Source organism: Thermobifida cellulosilytica TB100 (assembly GCF_001517975.1).
Lineage (GTDB): Bacteria > Actinomycetota > Actinomycetes > Streptosporangiales > Streptosporangiaceae > Thermobifida > Thermobifida cellulosilytica.
In genome coordinates, this window is sequence record NZ_KQ950181.1 from 573163 (window position 1) to 592031 (window position 18869).

Consider the following 18869-nt stretch of genomic DNA (forward strand, 5'->3'; position numbering starts at 1 on the left):
CGCCCTCCTCTCCTCCCGGGGCAGCAGGGGACGGGGCGACCACGGCCCCCCTCCCAGCCGTGGTCGCCCCGCCGCCTCCGCGGCGGTGAGGGCGGGACCGCCCCAACCCCCGACGGCCGCGTCCCCTCCCCGCGGCCGTCGGGGCAGGACGTGTCGGCCGTGACCACCCCTCCTGGTCACGGCCGACACGGCACCCGGAGCACGGCGGTGCCCCGGAGGGCACCGCCAGCTCCGCGACCGCGGTGCCGGAGAGCATGTCACGGCCGTGCGGGGGCAGGCCGAGGCCGCTCCCGGGCACCGGTCGGCCGTCGTGGCTGAGCACGACCCCCAGTCCTCCTCCCGGGGGAACGGCGGCGCACCACCTCGACGTCGGGGGGAGAGGTGGTGCGCCCGTCCGGGAGGGAGCAGGACAGCACCTCCGCGAGGACGCCGTCGTCCAGGACGCAGGAGACGTACCATACCCGGCCCGGGCCCCCGGCCGCGCGGCAGGCCGCCGCGTCGGCGTCGACCACCCCGGGGTACTCGCTCCAGGAACGGGCGCACCCCGGTCCGCGCCGTCGGCGGCGCAGCACCCGGTGGACCCGGCGGACCGCGGCCGGGTGGTCCGGTCGGGGGAGGACGGGGAGGGCGACCACAGCGCCCACCAGCACTCCGGGTCCCACAGCGCGGCCGAGTCCTCGACCACCGCGGCGTCGCCGACGCCGGCCAGGCGGCCCAGATCGCACACCTCGGAGAAGACCGGGGCGTCGGCCTCCGAGTGCGGCAGCATCGCCGGATGCCGCTGCTCCGCGCCGCCCGCCGAGACCCGCCACCGGAAGAACATCGCCCCGCCTCCCGCGGCCCGCGGGCCGCGGGAGGCGGGGCTGTGCCGACGACCTCGCCGGGCGCCTTGGGGCGGGCGCCGACGTGGTCGGCGGGCCTGCTCCATGAGCAGCCAGGGGCGTCCGCCGCCCCACGAGCGGGCCAGGTCCGCGGCGAGGGCGTGCGGGTGGGCGGTCCTGCCGCGACGGTGCCGGGAGACGTCGACGGCCACCAGGTCGGTGGCGGCCGCCCGCCGCCGCGGAAACAGGGGCGCGACCGCGCCACCGGACGGCCGACCGTGCCGGACAGCAGCACCGACGTGTGCCGTCGCGGGACCGCGCACGGGTCCGCCGACGGCACACGTCCCCGCAACACGCAGGGCCTGTGCCCCGGCACCGCGACGAAACGCTCCGGCAGGCCGTGCCCGTCGCGGTCCGCAGCGCTCCCCGGTCCCGTTTCCGGACAGTGTCCGCACACCCGTTCCCACCGGCCGTTCCCGGCGGGACAATGGCGGCTCCACCACTGTGAGAGGGAGCGCGATGACGGGACGAGCACCGGCGCCGGCCGCCCCTCCCGCCGGGGCGGGGAAACGTGGAGAACCGCGCTGTCCTGGGCGGGAGCGCGCTGTTGTCGGCCGGACCGGGCCTGCCGCGGCCACCGGAACCGTCCGGAACCGCAGCATGGCCGAGCAGACCAGAACCCGCGACGCCGTGGTGTGCGCCGCAGGCCCCGCCCCCGACGCCGCACCCCCCGTCGGCGCGGCCCAGGAGGGAGGCTGGGCCGTCCAGGCCGCCGCCACCCCGGCCGCAGCGGGCTTCGCCGACGTCGAGCCCCTGGAACAGCAGACCGGCCGCCCGGTGCGCCGCACCCGGCGCGTCCCCGGCTGTCCCCGCTCCCCGAAGGCCGACGCCGTACTCGCCCCGGCCTCCTGCGCCACCGTCGACACACACGCCGACGACTGCGCGCTCGACGTGGCGGATGAGGCGATCGGACGAGGTGGCCCCGTGGCCGTCCTTCCGTTCGTCAGCTCCGCCTGCTCCGCCCGCAAGGCTTTCCGGCCACGCGCCGACCCCCTTCGGGAAGAAGGGGGCGACGTGCTGCTGGGCCCCGGAGCCTTCGAGCCCTGCCACGCCGGTTCCGGAGACTCCGCGCGGGAGAGTCTCACCTGGAGGGCTGCTCCGGCTGCCCTTCCCTGAGCGGAAGACCGCTCGACTGCCAGGCGCTTTCCTGGCGGCACCCGGAACGCCCCCTGAGCAAGACAGGTGCGGGCCGGTCCTCCCGGCGGAGAACGGCCTTCCCCACCGCCGTGCTTCCGGTGCCCGGCCCTCCGGAGAGCGCACAACCACCCGAAGGCAGGAGAGCCCTCGTCCGGGGCCCGGACAAGGGGGATCTCCGCTGCCCCGACCGGAAACGGAGCGTCACCGTGACTGAACAGACCGCCCCGATCTCCCCCGAGTCCGACGCCCTGCTGCTGCGCCGCCTGGCCGCCGCGGGACTGGACGGGGTGCGCACGCTGCGGCCCGTCCGCAGCGGCACGATGGCCGTCGCGTGCCTCGCCGAGCTCGCCGACGGCACCCGGGCCTTCGTCAAGACGCTGGCCGAGCCGCCCGGGGACGACCTGTTCGAGGCCGAGGCCGAAGGACTGGCGGCCCTGCGCGACCTCGGCGGCGTCGCCACCCCCGAGGTGCTGCTGGCCACCTCCGACCTGCTGGTGCTGCGGGCGCTGCACCCCCGCCCCGACACCCCGGGCTTCTGGGAGCGGCTCGGGCACGCCGTGGCCGCCCTGCACACCGCCACCGTCCACGACCGCTTCGGCTGGCACCGCGACAACTGGCTCGGCCGCAAGCGCCAGTACAACCCGTGGCACACCGACGGCCACGAGTTCTACGCCCGGTACCGCATCCTGCGCTGGCTGGACGAGCCGCTCGTGGCCGACGCCCTCGACCGGGAGGACCGCCGCGCGGTGGAGCGGCTGTGCGCCCGCCTGCCCGAGGTCGTCCCGGCCGCCCCCGCCTGCCTGACCCACGGCGACCTGTGGACCGCCAATGTCGTCTCCGGAAGCGGCGGGGAACCGGTCCTCGTCGACCCGGCGGTCTCCTACAACTGGCCGGAGACCGACCTCAGCATGCTGTGGAACACTCACCGCCCGCCCGAGTCCGACCGCTTCTTCGACGCCTACACCGAGGCCGCCCGCCCCGAGCCGGGCTGGCAGGAGCGGCTGCCCGTGCTGCACCTGCGCCAACTGCTGTGCCTGATCGCCCACGGTTACCCCGACCGGACGCTGGTCGAGCAGGTACGCCGGGTGGTCGCGCCGTTCCGGCGACGCGGCTGAGCCCCGGCGGCGGTGCGGGGGCCGGGAACGTCCCCGCACCGCCCCGCCACGACCTGACGCCGGTGAGTGTCCTTGTGTGCACGGAACGTTGATTTTTGTTCGTTTGGAGACAAAACTGACCGGGAGTGTCGTCCGTGCCCCGCAAGGAGCGTCATGCTTGACCGGCCCCCCAGGGTCCCCCACGAGCGCTTCGTCGCCGACCCTCCGGCCCTGCCCGTGCCCGCACCCGGCGACAGCAGTCCCGCCACCGCCGCCCCCGCCGTCACCGACGATCCCATCGTCGTGGCCAGCGGCCCGCTGCGCGCCCGCATCGGCCTCGACCCCTGGCACCTGGGCTTCCACAACGGCCCCGGCCGCCCGCTCACCGAACAGGACCGCGGCCACGTCGACATCAGCGGACGCTGCCGCACCCTGCCGTTGGTCGGCAGCACCGTCGAGGGCACCGCCGCCTCCCACGGTCGTTCGTCCTGGCCGCCGACGAGCGCCCCGTCGGACGCGGCGCACGCTTCACCCCCTTCGAGCTGCGCGGGCGGCGCGTCCGCATGGGGAACTTCGACGCCTTCGGCGCCGAGTCCGACCGCGCCTGCACGAACGTGCCGCCGTACCTGTCCAGCCGCGGCTGCGGACCGCCGCTCGACACCGGCAGCCCCGCCGACCACCACCGTCCCCGACGGCCCGTTCTCCCCGGTCACCCCGGTCAGATGGGGCGGCCTGGGACGGCGCACCGTCCTCACCGACGTCGACGGCGACACCGTCGTCACCGCCGTCCGCGAAGGCGACACCCTGCGCGTCACCGTGGACGGCCCGGCCTCCGTCACCGGTGCCGAGAGCGTGCCCGTGCCCGGACTCACCCCTCCCGAGCACGTGGGACTGCACCGCTGAAGGCGGCCGACCCGTGCCCGGGGCGGTCCCGGGCAGGCTCCACCCCCCACACCAGGAGCATGACGTGACACCAACCGACCAACGAGCACCACTCCCGCCGATCCCCCGGAGCAGACGCGGCGTCCTCTCCCGCGCCCTGTCCTGCCTGGCCACCGCGGCCACCGTGGCCGCGCTCGGCGCCGTCCTCCACCCCGCCGCCCCGGCCGCGGCCGACACCGGCTACACCTGGGGCAACGTCGAGATCGTCGGCGGCGGCTTCGTCCCCGGCATCGTCTTCAACCAGAGCGAACCCGACCTCATCTACGCGCGCACCGACATCGGCGGCGCCTACCGCTGGAACCCCGACACCGAGCGGTGGATCCCGCTGCTGGACCACGTCGGCTGGGACGACTGGGGCCACAGCGGCGTCGTCAGCATCGCCACCGACCCGGTCGACACCGACCGGGTGTACGCGGCCGTGGGCACCTACACCAACGACTGGGACCCCAACAACGGCGCGATCAAACGCTCCACCGACCGCGGGCGGACCTGGCAGACCACCGAACTGCCGTTCAAACTGGGCGGCAACATGCCCGGCCGCGGCATGGGCGAACGGCTGGCCGTCGACCCCAACGACAACAGCGTGCTGTACTTCGGCGCGCCCAGCGGCCACGGCCTGTGGAAGAGCACCGACCACGGCGCGACCTGGAACGAGGTCACCAACTTCCCCAACCCGGGCAACTACGCCGCCGACCCCTCCGACGTCGGCGGCTACCAGGGCGACAACCAGGGCGTGGTGTGGGTGACCTTCGACCCCTCCAGCGCCTCCCCCGGCCAGGTCACCCAGGACATCTACGTCGGGGTCGCCGACAAGGACAACACCGTCTACCGCTCCACCGACGGCGGCGCCACCTGGGAGCGCATCCCCGGCCAGCCCACCGGCTTCCTGGCGCAGAAGGGCGTGTTCGACCACGTCAACGGGCTGCTCTACATCGCCACCAGCGACACCGGAGGCCCCTACGACGGCTCCGACGGAGAGGTGTGGCGCTACGACGCCGCCACCGGCGCCTGGACCGACATCACCCCGGCCGACCCCGACGGCTTCGAGTACGGCTTCAGCGGCCTGACCATCGACCGGCAGAACCCCGACACGATCATGGTGGTCAGCCAGATCCTGTGGTGGCCCGACATCCAGGTGTGGCGCTCCACCGACCGCGGCGCCACCTGGAGCCGCATCTGGGAGTTCAGCGGCTACCCCAACCGCACCCTGCGCTACGACCACGACATCTCCGGGGCGCCGTGGCTGCACTTCAACAACCCGGACCGGCCCCCCGAGGTCAGTCCCAAGCTCGGTTGGATGACGCAGGCGTTCGAGATCGACCCGTTCGACTCCGACCGCGTGCTGTACGGCACCGGCGCCACCGTCTACGGCAGCGACAACCTCACCGACTGGGACTCCGGCGGCACCGTCCACATCAAGGTCCGCGCCCAGGGCATCGAGGAGACCGCGGTGCAGGACCTCGCCGCGCCGCCCGGCGCCACCGAGCTGGTCTCCGCGCTGGGCGACATCGGCGGGTTCGTGCACGAGGACATCGACGTCGTCCCCGACGCGATGTTCGACACGCCCTTCCACGGCACCACCCGCAGCATCGACTTCGCCGAACTGGCCCCCGCCACCATGGCCCGGGTCGGTGAGGCCGTCTCCGGCGAGGTCGACTCCCACATCGGCATCTCCACCGACGGCGGGTCGAGCTGGTGGGCCGGACAGCAGCCCCCCGGGGTCACCGGGCCGGGCACCGTGGCGGTGAACGCCGACGGCTCACGGATCGTGTGGAGCCCCGACGGCACGGGCGTGCACTACTCCACCACGCTCGGCTCGTCGTGGACCGCCTCGACCGGCGTGCCCGCCGGGGCGCGCGTGGAGGCCGACCGGGTCGACCCGGACAAGTTCTACGCCTTCGCGAACGGCACGTTCTACACCAGCACCGACGGCGGTGCGACGTTCACCGAGTCCGCGGCCACCGGCCTGCCCGCCCGGGGCAACGTCCGCTTCGCCGCGGTGCCCGGCCACGAGGGCGACATCTGGCTGGCCGGCGGCGAGGCCAACAGCACCTACGGCATGTGGCGCTCCACCGACTCCGGGGCCACCTTCACCCGCCTCGGCGACGTGGACGAGGGCGACGTGGTCGGCTTCGGCAAGCCCGCCCCCGGCAAGAGCTACCCGGCCGTCTACACCTCGTCCAAGATCAACGGGGTGCGGGGCATCTTCCGCTCCGATGACGCCGGGCAGACCTGGGTGCGCATCAACGACGACCAGCACCAGTGGGCCTGGACCGGCGCGGCCATCACCGGCGACCCCGACGTCTACGGCCGCGTCTACATCGGCACCAACGGCCGCGGCGTCGTCGTCGGCGACCTGACCGGCCAGCCCGGCGAGGAACCCGAGGAGCCGGAGGAGCCCGAGGAACCCGAAGAACCCGAGGAACCCGAGGAACCCGAAGAGCCCGAGGAGCCCGAGGGCCCCGGCGAGGACGCCTCCTGCGCGGTCTCCTACCAGGTCGTCAACCAGTGGGGCAACGGCTTCCAGGGCGAGGTGACGATCACCAACACCGGTGACAGCGCGATCAGCGGCTGGGAGCTGAAGTGGACCTTCCCCGGCGACCAGCAGATCGCACACGCGTGGAACACCCAGCTCACCCAGACCGGAGCGGACGTGACCGCCCGCGACGCGGGCTGGAACAGCACCATCGCCCCCGGCGGCACCGCGAGCTTCGGATTCCTCGGCTCCACCGCCCCGGGCACGGCTCCCAGCGAGTTCACCCTCAACGGCGAGTCCTGCTCCTGACCCTGACTCCCGGCCCGCCCCGCCCGGGTCGGGCCGGGAGCCGCCCCGACCACCCGGACCTGCGGCCCGCACTCTGCCCCCGGTGCGGGCCGCAGCCCTGTCCGGGCCCGTGCGGCGGGCCGCACCGGAGCGGGTACGCCGCGGCACGGGAGCGGAACGGCCCCGCGCCGACAGGGCACGGGGCCGGGGGACCGGGATGCCCCGGGTCAGGCGGCGGGCACGCCGCGGCAGTGGTCGATGATGGCCTCGGCGAGCCGGGTGATGCTGACGGAGGGGTCGAACAGCAGCCGCACCCCGAAGTTCGACAGAGCCGGATGCGCCTCGTGGAAGAGGTCGCGCAGCCCGATCATCGCGACCGAGGACAGGCCCATGTCGATCGGGGAGCGCTCCGCGTCCACCTCCTGGGGGGTGATGCCCACGGTGTCGGCGACCAGGTGCACCAGGGCCTCCAGGACCGCGGCCGGGTCGGGCTCCGGCGCGGCGAGGGCCTCGGCCAGCGTGGGGGCGGCCGCGGTGGCGTCGGACAACTGGCCGTGGTCCCAGCGCACCGGCAGCCGCACCGGGGAGCGCACCGGCTCGGGCCAGCGGGCGGGGGAGCGGCCGCGCAGGTGCAGGGCGGCCAGTTGGTCCAGCAGCGCGGCGTGGTCGCCGCGGTCGGCGTCGCCCGCGGCCACCACGGCCGCGTCCGTGCCCGCAGCGGCCAGGACCGCGGTGGCGGGACGGCCCAGGGTGGAGCGTCCGCCCAGCTCCAGCACTGTCGCACCGTCGTCCACCGCCCGCGCCAGGGCGTCGGTGAAGCGCACGGGCGAGCGCAACTGCCGCGCCCAGTAGGCGGCGTCCAGTGCTGCGCCGTCGACCACGGCGGCCTCGGCCGTGGAGCAGAAGACCACGTCGCTGCTGCGGGGGGCGATGCCGTCCAGGGCGGCGGCCAGGCGCCCGGTGAGCGGGGCCACGCTGGGGGAGTGGGCGGGCACGTCGTTGGGCACGCGGCGGGCGAACACCCCCCGGGCCTCCAGGGCGGCGCGCAGCTCCTCCAAGGGCTCCTCGGGGCCGCTGAGCACAGTGGTGTCGGGGGCGTTGTAGGCCGCCGCCACCAGCGTGCCGACCAGGCCGTGCTCGGCGATGACCTCCTCTGCGCGCTCGGCGGTCAGGTCGGTGACCAGCAGGCCTCCCACCGGTTCGAGCTCGGCCAGCAGGGCGCTGCGCGCGGCCACCACCCGGGCGGCGTCGTCCAGGGACAGGGCGCCGGCGGCGTGGGCGGCGGCCACCTCGCCCAGGGAGTGGCCGATGACCACGTCGGGGGTGTGCCCCCAGTGCCGCCAGGTCGCGGCCTGGGCGACCTGGGTGAGCCAGATGGCGTGCTGGGCGGTCTCGAAGTCGGGGATCGGCTCGCCCGGACGCCACGGCTGCCGTCCCAGGTGCGCGGCCAGGGCCGCGCGCGCCTCCTCCATCGCCTCGCGGAACACCGGCAGTTCGGCGTGGCAGGCGCGGGCCATGGCGGCGTGCTGGGAGCCCTGCCCGGCGAACATCCACACCAACCGCCCCGGTTTGGGGGGTGCGGCGGCCGGGCCGACCAGGGCGGGGTGGGAGCGGCCCGCGCCCAGGGCCAGCAGGGCCGCGGCGGCCTGCTGCGGGTGCTCGACGACGACGGCGGCGCGCACCGGGTGGTGGTCGCGGCGGTGCTGCGCGGTCGAGGCCACCCGGCCCAGGTCGGTGCTGTCGGCCAGGACCGGCGCCCACGCCTGGGCGAGGTCGCGCAGCCGGGCCTCCGACAGCGCGCTGAGGGGGACGAGGCGCGGGCGGGCGGCCGTGCCGTCCTCCTCCTCGGGCGCGGGTTCGGGGGCCTGCTCCAGGACGATGTGGATGTTGGAGCCGCCCAGTCCGAAGGCGCTCACCCCCGCGGTGCGCGGCCGTCCGGTCTGCGGCCACGGCTCCGGCTCGGTGGGCACCCGCAGCGGGAGCCGCCTGAGGGTGGAGCGGAGCGTCTCGTGGCACGCGGTGGGCGGGATGGTGGCGTGGTACACGGCCAGCGCGGCCGCGATCACCCCGACCACGCCGGAGGCCCCCTCGGTGTGGCCGACCAGGGACTTGACCGAGCCGATGGCCAGCGGCCCCTCGCGGCCCGGGGTGAGGACGCGGGCCAGGGCGCGGCCCTCGGAGGAGTCCCCGGCCTTGGTGCCGGTGCCGTGGCACTGCACGTAGTCGACGTGGGCGGGGTCCATGCCCGCGTCGGCGTAGGCGTCCTTCAGCAGGTCCCGGTGGACCGACGGGTTGGGGGCGTACAGGCCCGCGGGCGAGTAGCCGTCGCAGTTGGCGGCCGAGCCGCGGACGAGCGCGTAGACGCGGTCGCGGGACTCCTGCGCGTCGTCCAGGCGGCGCAGCACGAGGACCGCGGTCGCCTCGGCGCGCACGTATCCCTCGCCGTCCTCGTCGAAGGGGCGGCACATCCCGTCGGCGGCGATCACCCCGCCGTCGACGAAGCCCGCGGTGATGCCGGAGAACTGCATGAGGTTGACGCCGATGACGATGGCGGTGTCGACCTCTCCCAGGAGCAGGGACTGGCGGGCCAGGTGCAGGGCGGTTCCCGAGGCGGAGCAGGCGGTGTCGACGTTCATGGACGGCCCGCGCAGGTCGAGGTGGTAGGAGACGCGGTTGGCCAGCATCGCCATGGCTGCCCCGGCCATGGTCGTCATCCGCTGGAACCGTCCGGGCTGTAGGGTCATCAGCCCCTGGTCGAAGCAGGCCGATCCGCTCCACACCCCGGTCCGGCTCCCGGCCAGCGAGGAGGGGGGAAGACCCGCGTCGTTCAGCGCCTCGACGACGACTTCCAGGATCATGCGCTGCTGCGGGTCGAGCTGTGCGGCTTCATGGGCGGGGATGGAGAACGCCTGGTGGTCGAAGGCCTCGATGTCGTCGATCGTCCCGGCGGTCCACGGCTGTTCCGGGCGCTGGTCGGGGTGAAGCTGCGAGCGCATCCGTTCCCAGCGTTCGCCCGGGATCGGGGAGAGGACGGACTCGCCCTTGACCATGGCGTCCCACAGGGCGGTGGGGGAGTCGATGCCCCCGGGCAGTCGGCATCCGATACCGGTGATCGCGATGAGCGGTCGTGACGGACGGGGGGACTGACTGTTTTCAGGCACGACAAAACCTCGTCACGTGAACGGTTGTGCAGAGACCTGGACGGAAGTGACGTGTGGTGGTGCTTGGAGTGAGGAGCCGGGGGACGAGTCCGCGGTGTGTGGGCAGGGGCGGCCGGCGGTGCGGAAGTCGGCCGCCCCGACGTCTGCTACTTGGTCGCCACCCACACGCCCACGGTGCCGACCACCTGGAAGTCGACCGTGGAGAAGTGCTTCTCCAGGACCTTCCTCAGGTCCTCCGGCGAGTCGCCGAGGTTGCAGAAGGTGTTCTCCTGGCTGTTGTAGAGGTCGAGGAGCCTGCGCGCCAGGGCGTTGATGCGCAGCTCGTCGCCCTTGCCGAGAACGGTGCAGCCGAAGAAGCGGCCGCCGGGCTTGAGGGCGCGGGCCGCCTCGGCCATCAGCGGCTCCTTGTCCCACATGTCCTTGCCGCGCACGGTGTGCAGCATCATGTGGGAGTCGACCGAGTCGAGGCTCTCCGGCTCCACCGGCCACGGCTTGAGGGCGTCCTGCTCGGTGGTGCGGATGTCGAACCGGCCGCTGAGGCGCTTGCGGGTGATCTCCAGGCAGGCCGGGTTGAGGTCGAGCAGGTGCAGGGTGCGCAGCGGGGTGTCCTTGGGGAGTTTGCTCAGGAAGTAGCCGTTGCCCGGGCCGACGGTCAGGTGGGACGGGCCGACGTTGTCGCGGTGGTTGCGGTGCAGGAGGCTGTTGGGGACCTGCCATGCGAAGGCGTGGCTGAACCAGATGACACCGGCGGTGTAGCCCTTGCTCATCCACCAGTGGCTGTACAGCTTGCTGTTCGCCTTGTTTTCGGTCAAGACATAACCTCTTCTTGGTGGGGGAAAACCATCGAGTGGGACTCGATCGGGGGAGCGAGGTCATGGGCGGCCGAGAAGCGCCTCCCACCAGGGAAGACGCAGGCGCGCGCGAAAAACCGGATGCGGTTCCCGCGAGGATCCGCATCCGGTTTTTCACATAATCCATGACTCAGAACTTTACCAATGATTGGCTTTTGTGCCATAAGGGACAAATTTGACTTTTCTCATGGTTTACCCGTGAGAAAACGGGGCCGCTCCGGTTTCGGCCGATACCGGAGCGGCCCCGGGAGAACGGTCCCGCTCAGCTTCCGGCCCTGGCGGCGACCTCGGCGATGTAGTCCCGCGCGGCCTGCGGGTCGAACATCCACCGCTCGTAGTCGGCCGGGTCGTTGAAGCCGCTGATCCACCGGTCGGCGACCTCCGGGTAGCGCACGACCGCCCCGATCAGGTCGTTGAAGTGGGGCGGCAGCGTCCCCCGCCAGAAGTTGTGCACCATGCCGGCCAGGACCGCACTGTGGCGCCCCCGCTCCTGGTAGAACTTGTCGAACGCGTTCTCCATGAACTCCGCGTCGAACGGCTTGCCCGAGTGGGCGCGCTCGGCGATCGCGTCTGCGTAGACCTGGGCGCAGAAGGTCGAGTTCGCCCAGCCCTGCCCGGTGATCGGGTCGGAGGTGACGACCACGTCGGCCATGCCCAGCATGGGGACGCCGTCGAGGAAGGCGACCGGCTTGCGCACCATCGGGGTGAACTTCGAGTACGTGATGTCCTTGGCGCCGCCCACCAGGTCGTCGACCCCCAGGTGGGCGATGCGCTCGTAGACCTCGGGCAGGTGCTCGCGCAGCAGGGTCTGCATCCCCGCCAGCAGCGGCCCAGGGCTGCGGCCGGCCATCCCCCCGGCGTCCAGCGAACCGCCCGGGGTGCTCAGCATCGTCACACTGGTCGCCTCGCCCTGGGAGGTCAGGAACGGGGTCAGGAACACCTCGCCGTGGGGGGAGGTGTAGACGTCGAGCTGCCGGTCGCCCTCCCAGGCGACCCCGTCGAGGATCGCCTGGACCATCACCCGCTCGTGCGCGCCGGAGAAGCGGCTCCGGTCGACGTGGAACAGGTCGCCGAGCTGGTCGGCGCCCACGGCCACCACCACCAGGTCGTACATCCTGATGTAGTACTTGAGGTCGGCCAGGGTGGCGGTCTGGATGTGGACCTTGGCGCCCTTGTCCTCCAGGTACTCCAACCAGTCGGCCATCTTGATGCGCCGGTCCACGCTGACCGCGTGCTCGCCGATCCGCTCACCGATGGGGGAGGCGCCCAGACGCCCGGAGAAGCGGAAGACGTCCCCCTGCGGGGGGATCATCGACAGGCGGACCCGTTCGAACCGCGGTGCCTGTTCCCGCCACAGGTCCAGCCCGGCCTGCTCCTCCAGGGCCCGCGTGGACGGGGCGGCGAACTGGGTGACCGAGGCCGGACTCTCCCGGATCTCCAGGGAGGTCTGGTTGGTGATCAACTCGACCCGGAAGCCCAGGTCGAGCAGACGGTGTCCGAGGAAGAGGCCGGACTGTCCGGCCCCGACGATCAGCACCCGGGGTGACAAGGGGGGCATGTGAACGGTCTCCAAAACACAGGACGGTTGTGGAACCCCTGTGTCCCAGGGGTTTGAGGGATACCCCGGGATGATTTCAGATTCCTTGGGGGGCCGCATCCGGATCCCCCGGCGTTCGGCCTGCGCGCCCCGGGTTGAACGCCCCGTCCGATGCGGCAACACTATGGACGGCTCGCCCCCTCCCGGAGGAACCCCCGTGACCGTCCCCGCCAGCAGCCTCCGCCCCCTCCTGGGCCTTCCCGCCCGCTGGTCCCAGCGCCCCCTGCGGCACACCGAGACCCTGCGCCTGACCGAGACCACCGACGCCCTCGGGCGCGCGGTCACCCACGCGCACTCCCTGTGCCCCAGCCCCGCCACCCCCGCCGTCGTCGCCCGACTGCACCGCGGCCCCGCGGTACTGGCCGAGATCGCGGCCGAGACCGGCCTGCCCCTCGGCCTGGTCGCCAAGGTCTGCCAGGACCTGGCCGAGGCCGGGCTGGTCGGGATCGACCCCGACCACGACCGCAGCGGAGCCCGCAAGATCGTGGTCGTCGCGGCCACCCTGGAACGGGAACGCGCCTTCGTCGCCGCGCTCACCGGGGACCGGGGAGCCCTGCTGTGCATGGACTACCCGGCGGACCCGCACACGCCCGTCACCGTGGAGCTCGCCGTCAGCCGGGCCGTGCACCGCCCCGACTGGCCCGTCCCGCTGTGCCTGATGGGCAGCCCCCGCGGCGTGGACAGCACGGCGCTGTGGTCCGAGGCGCTGCGCGACGCCGCGGCGCTGGTCCTGCTGCTCGGCCCCGACTGCGAGCAGGCCGTGGCCAACGCGCTCGCCCACGCGCCCGACCGCCTGGACCGTGTGGCGGCCGTGGACCTCCCCCAGGTCCCCGACCGGGTCTGGGCGCGGCTGCGTGAGGCGGGCGTCCTGACCGGTCCCGACGGGATCTGGTCGGCCGCCGACCCCCGCCTGCCGGAGGCCGTCGCCCGGATCGCCGCGACCCGGGGGTGAGGGGCGTCCCGGGACGCCGGAGAGCGCGCCCCGTTCACTCCAGTCCGGCGTCGTGGGCGAGCAGGGCCAGCTGGGTGCGGTTGTCCAGGGCGAGTTTGGCCAGAACGGTCGAGACGTGGGCCTTGACCGTGGCCACGCTCAACAGCAGTTCCGCGGCGATCTCGGCGTTGCTGAGGCCCCGGGCCACCGCCAGCGCCACCTCGTACTCGCGGGGGCTGAGGGCGGCCAGCGCGGTCCGCGCCCGCCGACGGGACTCGGCGTGCACGGCCACCCGGTCCATGAGGCGGCGGGCGACCCGGGGAGACAGCACCGGCTCCCCGTCGGCGGCCCGGCGGACGGCCTCCGCGATCCGTGGCGGCGGAGTGTCCTTGAGCAGGTAGCCGCTGGCCCCGGCGCGCAGCGCGCGCAGGATGTCGTCGTCGGAGTCGAAGGTGGTCAGCACGACGACCTCGGGCGGACGGGGAGTACCGCGCAGCCTGCGGGTGGCGGCGACGCCGTCCACCCCCGGCATCCGCAGGTCCATGAGCACCACGTCGGGAAAGTGGGTGCCGGCGAGCGCGACCGCCTCCTCGCCGTCGGCGGCCTCGCCCACCACGGCGATGCCCTCGGCGCCGTCGAGCATCATCGCCAGTCCCGTGCGCACGAGCGCGTCGTCGTCGACGATCAGCACCCGCAGCGGACGGCTCACGCAGGCCATGCTAGCCGGGCGCACAGCCGGAACTCCCCCGAGAAGGTCCCGTGGTCCAGCTGTCCGCCGCACAGGCGCACCCGTTCGGTCAGGCCGACCAGGCCGGTGCCGCTGCCGGGGACGGCCTGCGGCACGTCCCCGGCGACGATCCGGTTGCGCACCTCCAGCACCAGGTGCTGCCCGGGCCGTCCCGCCAGCACCAGCCGCACCGGCTGGCCGGGAGCGTGCTTGCGGGCGTTGGTCAGCCCCTCCTGCAGCACACGGTAGGCGGTGCGGACCACCGAGGCGGGCAGCGTCTCCGGCTCGACCGTCCTGTCGCTGAACACCACCTGCGCCCCGGCGGCGCGGGACTCCTCGACCAACCCGGCCAGATCGGCCCAGACCGGGGCCGGCCCCGCCGCGCCGTCGGAGTCCCGCAGCAGGCCGATGACCTCACGGAGCTCCTCCAGTGCCTGGTGGGCACCGGCGCGCACCACCCCCGCGGCGTGCGCCAGCTTCTCCGGCGCCGAGTCGGGGCGCTACTCCAGCGCACCCGCGTAGGTGGCGAGCAGGGACAGCCGGTGCGCCAGCACGTCGTGCATCTCGCGGGCCAGGCGGGTGCGTTCCAGCATCCGCGCCTCGGCCACCCGCCGCCCCTGCTCGGCCTCGGCGCGGCGGGCCCGCTCCCGCAGCGCCCAGGCCAGCGCGCGGTGGGTCCGCAGCAGCACCCCCCAGCCGACCAGCGCGCTGTAGCCGACCGCCACCAGCGCCAGCCACCAGCCCAGGGAGACGTCCTCGTGCGGTCGCCACACCCCCTGCGCGGCGTGTGCCGCGACGCCCGCCGCGGCCGCGACCGGCAGGCTGCGCCGCTGCGCGACCAGGAGCACGCCCAGCGAAGCCGCCGGGGTGAGGGACACCGACAGGGTCGCCGCCGCGGTGAGCCCGAGCGTGCCCGCCAGCGGGTACCGCAGCAGCAGCGGCACGGCCAGACCACCCAGCACCGCCAGTACCAGGTCGAGCAGCAGCAGGCCCTCGGCGGGAGCGGTGGCGTGGCGCGCCCAGGCCGCCAGCGCCGCCAACGCGGCCACCCCGGCGGCCGCGCCGAGCGCGCGGGGAAGGGGGACGCGTCGCTGTGCGGGCCCCGATCCGTCGGGGAGCAGGTCGGTCACCCGGAAAGGGTAAGCCCCGCGCGGTCGGCGCCGCCTCCCACCGGGGGAGGGGCCGCCCCCGACCAAAGTCGGGGGCGGCCTGGCCGCGCGGCCGACGCGGGCTTTACGCCGGCGCGGCGACGCTGGGGGAGCCGGGCGGACCGTCCGTCCGGCTCCGATGAGGGGAGCAGGACCCATGTCGACGCAGAACACGCGACCGCGGCGTGCGACGGGCGGCACGGCCGTGCGGCGGGGGGTGACGGTGGTCGCCGCGACGGCCGCCGCGCTGGCGGTGTGGGGGCTGGCGGTCGTGGTGGCCGGGGTCGACCTGTCCGTCCGCACTGGCGCGACGGTCCAGCAGGTGGGGGCGGGGGCGGTGGCCGTCGCGAGCCTGGCCGCCGCGTTGGCGGCCTGGGCGCTGCTCGCGCTGTTGGAACGGTTCCTGCGGCGGCCGCGGCGGGTCTGGACGGGGATCGCCGTCGCGGTGGGCGCGGTGTCGCTGCTCGGGCCGCTGGGCGCGGTCAACACCGCGGCCCTGGTGGTGCTGGTGGCGCTGCACCTGGTGGTCGCCGTGGTGCTCGTGGCCGGCCTGGCCCCTTCGGCCGGGACGCGCGGGTGAGCGTGCCCGTCGGCTACCTGGCCACCGTGGTACTCGCCGCGTGGTGCACGGGGGTCGCCCTGGCCGCGCCGGCCCGGCCCCGCGTGCCCGCCGCCGTCGCCTTCTGGTCGGGCTGCTGCTCAACGAGCAGCCGTTCCTCGCGCTGGTCTGGCTGTCGGCCGCGACCGCGCCGGCCTTCGCCCAGGGCGACGTCGCCTCACCCGCCGCCTGGGCGGCCGTCGCCCTGGCCACCGCGACCGCGCTGGGACTCGTGCTCCTGGCACGGCGGGGTCTGCGCGCCAGGCCCGTCCTGGACCGGGCCCTGGCCGAAGGGTTCGGCGCGCCCGTGCGCACCCCCGCGCCCCGGCGGCGCGACCTCCTGCGGACCCTGCTCGTGCCGCTGCCGGTGCGGCCCCGCGGCGTCGAACGGATCGCGGACACCCCCTACGGGGACGCGGGCAGACGCCACCTGCTCGACGTCTACCGGCACCGCTCCCGGCCCGGGGGCCGCCCCGCGCTGGTGTACCTGCACGGCGGCGGGTACACCGGCGGAGGCAAGGACCGTGAGGCGCGTGCCCTGCTCCACCGGGTCGCCGCGCGGGGGCGGGTGTGCGTCAGCGCGAACGACCGGCTGCGTCCCGGGGCGGGCCTCGCCGAGCACCTGGCCGACGCCGGGCAGGTGCTCGCCTGGGTGCGCGAACACGGTGCGGCCCACGGCGCGGACGGGGACACGGTGGTGGTGGCAGGCAGCTCCGCGGGCGCCCACCCGGCCGCGCTGCTCGCCCTCACCGCCGAGAAGCCCCGCCCACCGGTCCGCTGCGGCGGACACCGGACCCCCGGTGGCCGCCGCCGTGTGCCTGTACGGCTACTTCGGCGCCTACTACGGGATGAGCGGGGCCGAGACCTCGCCGACGGCGCGGGTCCACGCCGGCGCGCCGCCGTTCCTCGTGGTCCACGGCGACCACGACACGCTGGTGCCCGCGGCGGACGCCCGCCGCTTCGTCTCGGCGCTGCGGCAGGCCTCGGCCGCCCCGGTCTGCCACGCGGAGCTGCCGGGGGCGCAGCACTCCTTCGACGTGCTCCGCTCCGTGCGCTTCGACGCGGTCGAGGTCTTCGCCGCCCGGGTGGCCGAGACGGGCGGAGGCGGCCGGTAGCCGTCGCGCTGCCGAGCCGGAGGGGCGGTGCGACCGTCCACCGCGGGGGCCGCGGCGGTCGGGGCCGCGGCGGGGTTCGGGGAACCGCGGAGGCCCCGGGCCGGTACGGCTGTCCCCCGGCCCGGGGAAGCCCGTCGGGAACGGACCCTCTCGTGTGCGCGGGAAGGGGCGGCAGTGGTCGTACGGAGGCCTGTCTGCCAGGCCGTGGCGTGGTTCTCGCCCCTGTTCACGCTTCTTCCCGGGACCGCGATGGGAACGGAGGCCCGGTCTCCGGGGCAGGTGTTCCTCGGCTCCGGGACGTTCGGCGGACTCCCGGCCGCTCTCTGGCCGCCGGGGTGGTACTCCCGGGTCCGACTCGACGAGCGGGGCGTCGTGGTCGTCGACGGCTTCTTCCACAGCACGGCCCCGTGGCGGCACGTGGAGCCGGTGGAGCGCAACGGCGCCTTCGCCGTCCGGCCCGCCTCGGGGGAGGAGGCGGGCTCGGTGCAGCACGGGGGATCGCTGACCGGCTCCCCCACCCACCGCCGGCCGGTGCGGACCGCACGAGGGCTCCTCGAACGCTCCCGCTCCTCCCCTAAACCGGGGACGGGGCCGAGCGAGCCGGTGCGGGGCCGGTCGGGGCCCCGTGAGGGCGGGCATCCTGGCGGTCGCGGGCGCCTGCACGGGCTTCTGCACCGCCCGCTTTCCGGGCCGCCCGGTGGCCGGGAGCCCGCGGCGTGGTCACCGGGCGCGTTCCAGCGCGTCCAGGTGGGCCCTGAGCGATGCGGCGGTCGGCTGCTCCAGGGTGCCGGCGATGCGGCCGTCACGCAGGAACAGCACCCGGTCGGCGCAGGCCGCGGCCGCCGGCTCGTGGGTCACCATGACCACCGTCTGGTCGAGTTCGTCCACCGAGGCCCGCAGCAGCGCGAGGATCTCCTCCCCGGTGCGGCTGTCCAGCGCCCCGGTCGGCTCGTCCGCGAAGATCACCTCGGGACGGGCCAGCAGTGCCCGGCAGACCGCCACCCGCTGCTGCTGGCCCCCGGACAGTTCGTGCGGATAGCGGTCGATGTGCTCGCGCATCCCGGTCCGCTCCAGGATCAGCTCCAGCCAGTCCCGGTCCACGCCGCGGCCGGCCAGCTGCAGCGGCAGCACCGTGTTCTCCCGGCCGGTCAGTGCCGGAAGCAGGTTGAACGACTGGAAGACGAAGCCCATCCGCTGCCGCCGTACCAGCGCCAGTTCCTTCTCCTGCAGGCCCGCGATGTCGGTGCCGCCGAGCCTGACCGAGCCCCTGGTGGGTTCGGCCAGTCCGGCCGCGCACTGCAGGAGCGTGGTCTTGCCCGACCCGGAGGGGCCCATGACCGCGGTGAAGGAGGAGGCGGGGAAGTCGACCGTGACGTCCCGCAGCGCCACCACCTCGGCCTGGCCTGTGCCGTACACCTTCCACAGCGACTCCAGGCGCACCGCCGCCCCGGCCGTGGTTCCGTTCCGCCGTGCCATCTCGTCCTGCCTCTCTGTCGTCCCGCCGCGCACCGGCGGGACCCGTGCCCGTGGCGTGTGCGTTCCGCCGCGCCGGTTGCGTGGAGAAGCGGCCCCGCGCTCACCGGCCCCTCCGGATGCCGCGCACCGTGCCCAGCGTCCCCACCGTGGAGAGCAGCAGCGCCACCCCGCCGAGCGCGGCCACCGAAGCGACCGGGAGGAGCTGCGGGAGCAGGGACAGGGCAGCCGCCCCGGACCGCAGCGCCGTCAGGACGGCGATCCACAGGACCACGAGCACCGCCACACCGAACGCCAGCGTGACGGTGAGGACGGTCTCGGCCGTCACGGTGCGGTGGATCTGCCGCCAGGTGAACCCCAGCAGGCGCATGCCGCGGAACTCGTTCCTCCGGTCGAACTGGGCGACGCTGACGGAGTTGGCCGCCCCCAGCACCAGGAAGACCCCGATGA

The 18869-nt window shown here is 74.5% G+C and carries 15 protein-coding genes and 2 pseudogenes; 8 read left to right on the plus strand and 9 right to left on the minus strand.

Annotated elements, in window-relative coordinates:
- Window positions 1-769 precede the first annotated feature (769 nt).
- Window positions 770-1483, minus strand: a pseudogene (locus AC529_RS20865) (beta-galactosidase); the annotation flags it as partial.
- Here AC529_RS20865 and AC529_RS08840 point away from each other — a divergent pair.
- From AC529_RS08840 to AC529_RS08855, 4 genes are all read left to right on the plus strand, one after another.
- On the plus strand, window positions 1482-1997 hold the full coding sequence (locus tag AC529_RS08840) for a hypothetical protein (RefSeq protein WP_068755466.1): 516 nt from the start codon (window positions 1482-1484) through the stop codon (window positions 1995-1997). The pseudogene AC529_RS20865 and the gene AC529_RS08840 sit on opposite strands and share 2 nt — an antisense overlap.
- Window positions 1998-2224: 227 nt before the next feature.
- On the plus strand, window positions 2225-3133 hold the full coding sequence (locus tag AC529_RS08845; RefSeq protein ID WP_232306649.1) for a fructosamine kinase family protein: 909 nt from the start codon (window positions 2225-2227) through the stop codon (window positions 3131-3133).
- A 467-nt stretch (window positions 3134-3600) separates the two neighbouring features.
- Complete coding sequence (locus AC529_RS21260) at window positions 3601-4083, plus strand: hypothetical protein (RefSeq protein ID WP_332307054.1); 483 nt, start codon at window positions 3601-3603, stop codon at window positions 4081-4083.
- Window positions 4080-6839, plus strand: coding sequence for a cellulose binding domain-containing protein (locus AC529_RS08855; RefSeq protein ID WP_068755469.1), 2760 nt, complete (start codon window positions 4080-4082; stop codon window positions 6837-6839). Before AC529_RS21260 ends, AC529_RS08855 begins: the two co-directional genes overlap by 4 nt.
- A gap of 206 nt (window positions 6840-7045) precedes the next feature.
- Here the strand turns inward: AC529_RS08855 and AC529_RS08860 are convergent, their stop codons facing one another.
- The 3 genes from AC529_RS08860 to AC529_RS08870 form a co-directional block, all read right to left on the minus strand.
- Window positions 7046-9979 carry a type I polyketide synthase gene (locus tag AC529_RS08860; protein ID WP_083948048.1) on the minus strand — a complete coding sequence of 978 codons (2934 nt, stop codon included), beginning with the start codon at window positions 9977-9979 and terminating at the stop codon, window positions 7046-7048.
- Window positions 9980-10125: 146 nt separating this feature from the next.
- The gene (locus AC529_RS08865; protein WP_068755473.1) at window positions 10126-10791 is read right to left on the minus strand and encodes a class I SAM-dependent methyltransferase; all 666 of its coding nucleotides are present in this window, start codon (window positions 10789-10791) and stop codon (window positions 10126-10128) included.
- 301 nt (window positions 10792-11092) lie between these two features.
- The gene (locus AC529_RS08870; protein WP_157080127.1) at window positions 11093-12388 is read right to left on the minus strand and encodes a styrene monooxygenase/indole monooxygenase family protein; all 1296 of its coding nucleotides are present in this window, start codon (window positions 12386-12388) and stop codon (window positions 11093-11095) included.
- 196 nt (window positions 12389-12584) lie between these two features.
- On the opposite strand from AC529_RS08870, the gene AC529_RS08875 reads away from it, so the two are divergent.
- Window positions 12585-13379 carry a hypothetical protein gene (locus tag AC529_RS08875; RefSeq protein ID WP_068755477.1) on the plus strand — a complete coding sequence of 265 codons (795 nt, stop codon included), beginning with the start codon at window positions 12585-12587 and terminating at the stop codon, window positions 13377-13379.
- A 34-nt stretch (window positions 13380-13413) separates the two neighbouring features.
- Here AC529_RS08875 and AC529_RS08880 read toward each other — a convergent pair whose 3' ends face one another.
- Genes AC529_RS08880 through AC529_RS20875 form a run of 3 tightly spaced genes read right to left on the minus strand, consistent with a single transcriptional unit; the run spans window position 13414 to window position 15215 of the window.
- Window positions 13414-14076, minus strand: coding sequence for a response regulator (locus tag AC529_RS08880; RefSeq protein WP_068755479.1), 663 nt, complete (start codon window positions 14074-14076; stop codon window positions 13414-13416).
- Window positions 14064-14543, minus strand: coding sequence for a sensor histidine kinase (locus tag AC529_RS20870; RefSeq protein ID WP_232306650.1), 480 nt, complete (start codon window positions 14541-14543; stop codon window positions 14064-14066). The genes AC529_RS08880 and AC529_RS20870 overlap by 13 nt, the downstream gene beginning before the upstream one ends.
- A gap of 42 nt (window positions 14544-14585) precedes the next feature.
- The gene (locus AC529_RS20875) at window positions 14586-15215 is read right to left on the minus strand and encodes a histidine kinase (RefSeq protein WP_232306651.1); all 630 of its coding nucleotides are present in this window, start codon (window positions 15213-15215) and stop codon (window positions 14586-14588) included.
- A gap of 175 nt (window positions 15216-15390) precedes the next feature.
- Between AC529_RS20875 and AC529_RS08890 the strand changes: the two genes are divergently transcribed.
- The 3 genes and pseudogenes from AC529_RS08890 to AC529_RS20445 all read left to right on the plus strand — a co-directional run bounded on the left by AC529_RS08890 (window position 15391) and on the right by AC529_RS20445 (window position 16946).
- On the plus strand, window positions 15391-15813 hold the full coding sequence (locus tag AC529_RS08890; RefSeq protein ID WP_068755481.1) for a DUF6069 family protein: 423 nt from the start codon (window positions 15391-15393) through the stop codon (window positions 15811-15813).
- Window positions 15814-16312: 499 nt separating this feature from the next.
- Window positions 16313-16540, plus strand: a pseudogene (locus AC529_RS21330) (alpha/beta hydrolase fold domain-containing protein); the annotation flags it as partial.
- 91 nt (window positions 16541-16631) lie between these two features.
- Entirely contained in the window at window positions 16632-16946 is a 315-nt protein-coding gene (locus AC529_RS20445) for a prolyl oligopeptidase family serine peptidase (RefSeq protein ID WP_232306652.1), read from the plus strand.
- A gap of 720 nt (window positions 16947-17666) precedes the next feature.
- On the opposite strand, the gene AC529_RS08900 is transcribed toward AC529_RS20445, so the two are convergent.
- Window positions 17667-18422, minus strand: a complete 756-nt coding sequence (locus tag AC529_RS08900) for an ABC transporter ATP-binding protein (protein WP_068755483.1) — start codon at window positions 18420-18422, stop codon at window positions 17667-17669.
- Between the two features lie 100 nt (window positions 18423-18522).
- The coding region (locus AC529_RS08905) for an FtsX-like permease family protein (protein ID WP_332307049.1) at window positions 18523-18869 on the minus strand (347 nt) is incomplete at its 5' end.

Coding starts and splice junctions, on each gene's coding strand:
- AC529_RS08900 (WP_068755483.1), bottom strand. CDS start 18,422: ATGGCACGGCGGAACGGAACCACGGCCGGGGCGGCGGTGCGCCTGGAG.
- AC529_RS08880 (WP_068755479.1), bottom strand. CDS start 14,076: ATGGCCTGCGTGAGCCGTCCGCTGCGGGTGCTGATCGTCGACGACGAC.
- AC529_RS08890 (WP_068755481.1), top strand. CDS start 15,391: ATGTCGACGCAGAACACGCGACCGCGGCGTGCGACGGGCGGCACGGCC.
- AC529_RS08870 (WP_157080127.1), bottom strand. CDS start 12,388: ATGCCCCCCTTGTCACCCCGGGTGCTGATCGTCGGGGCCGGACAGTCC.
- AC529_RS08840 (WP_068755466.1), top strand. CDS start 1,482: ATGGCCGAGCAGACCAGAACCCGCGACGCCGTGGTGTGCGCCGCAGGC.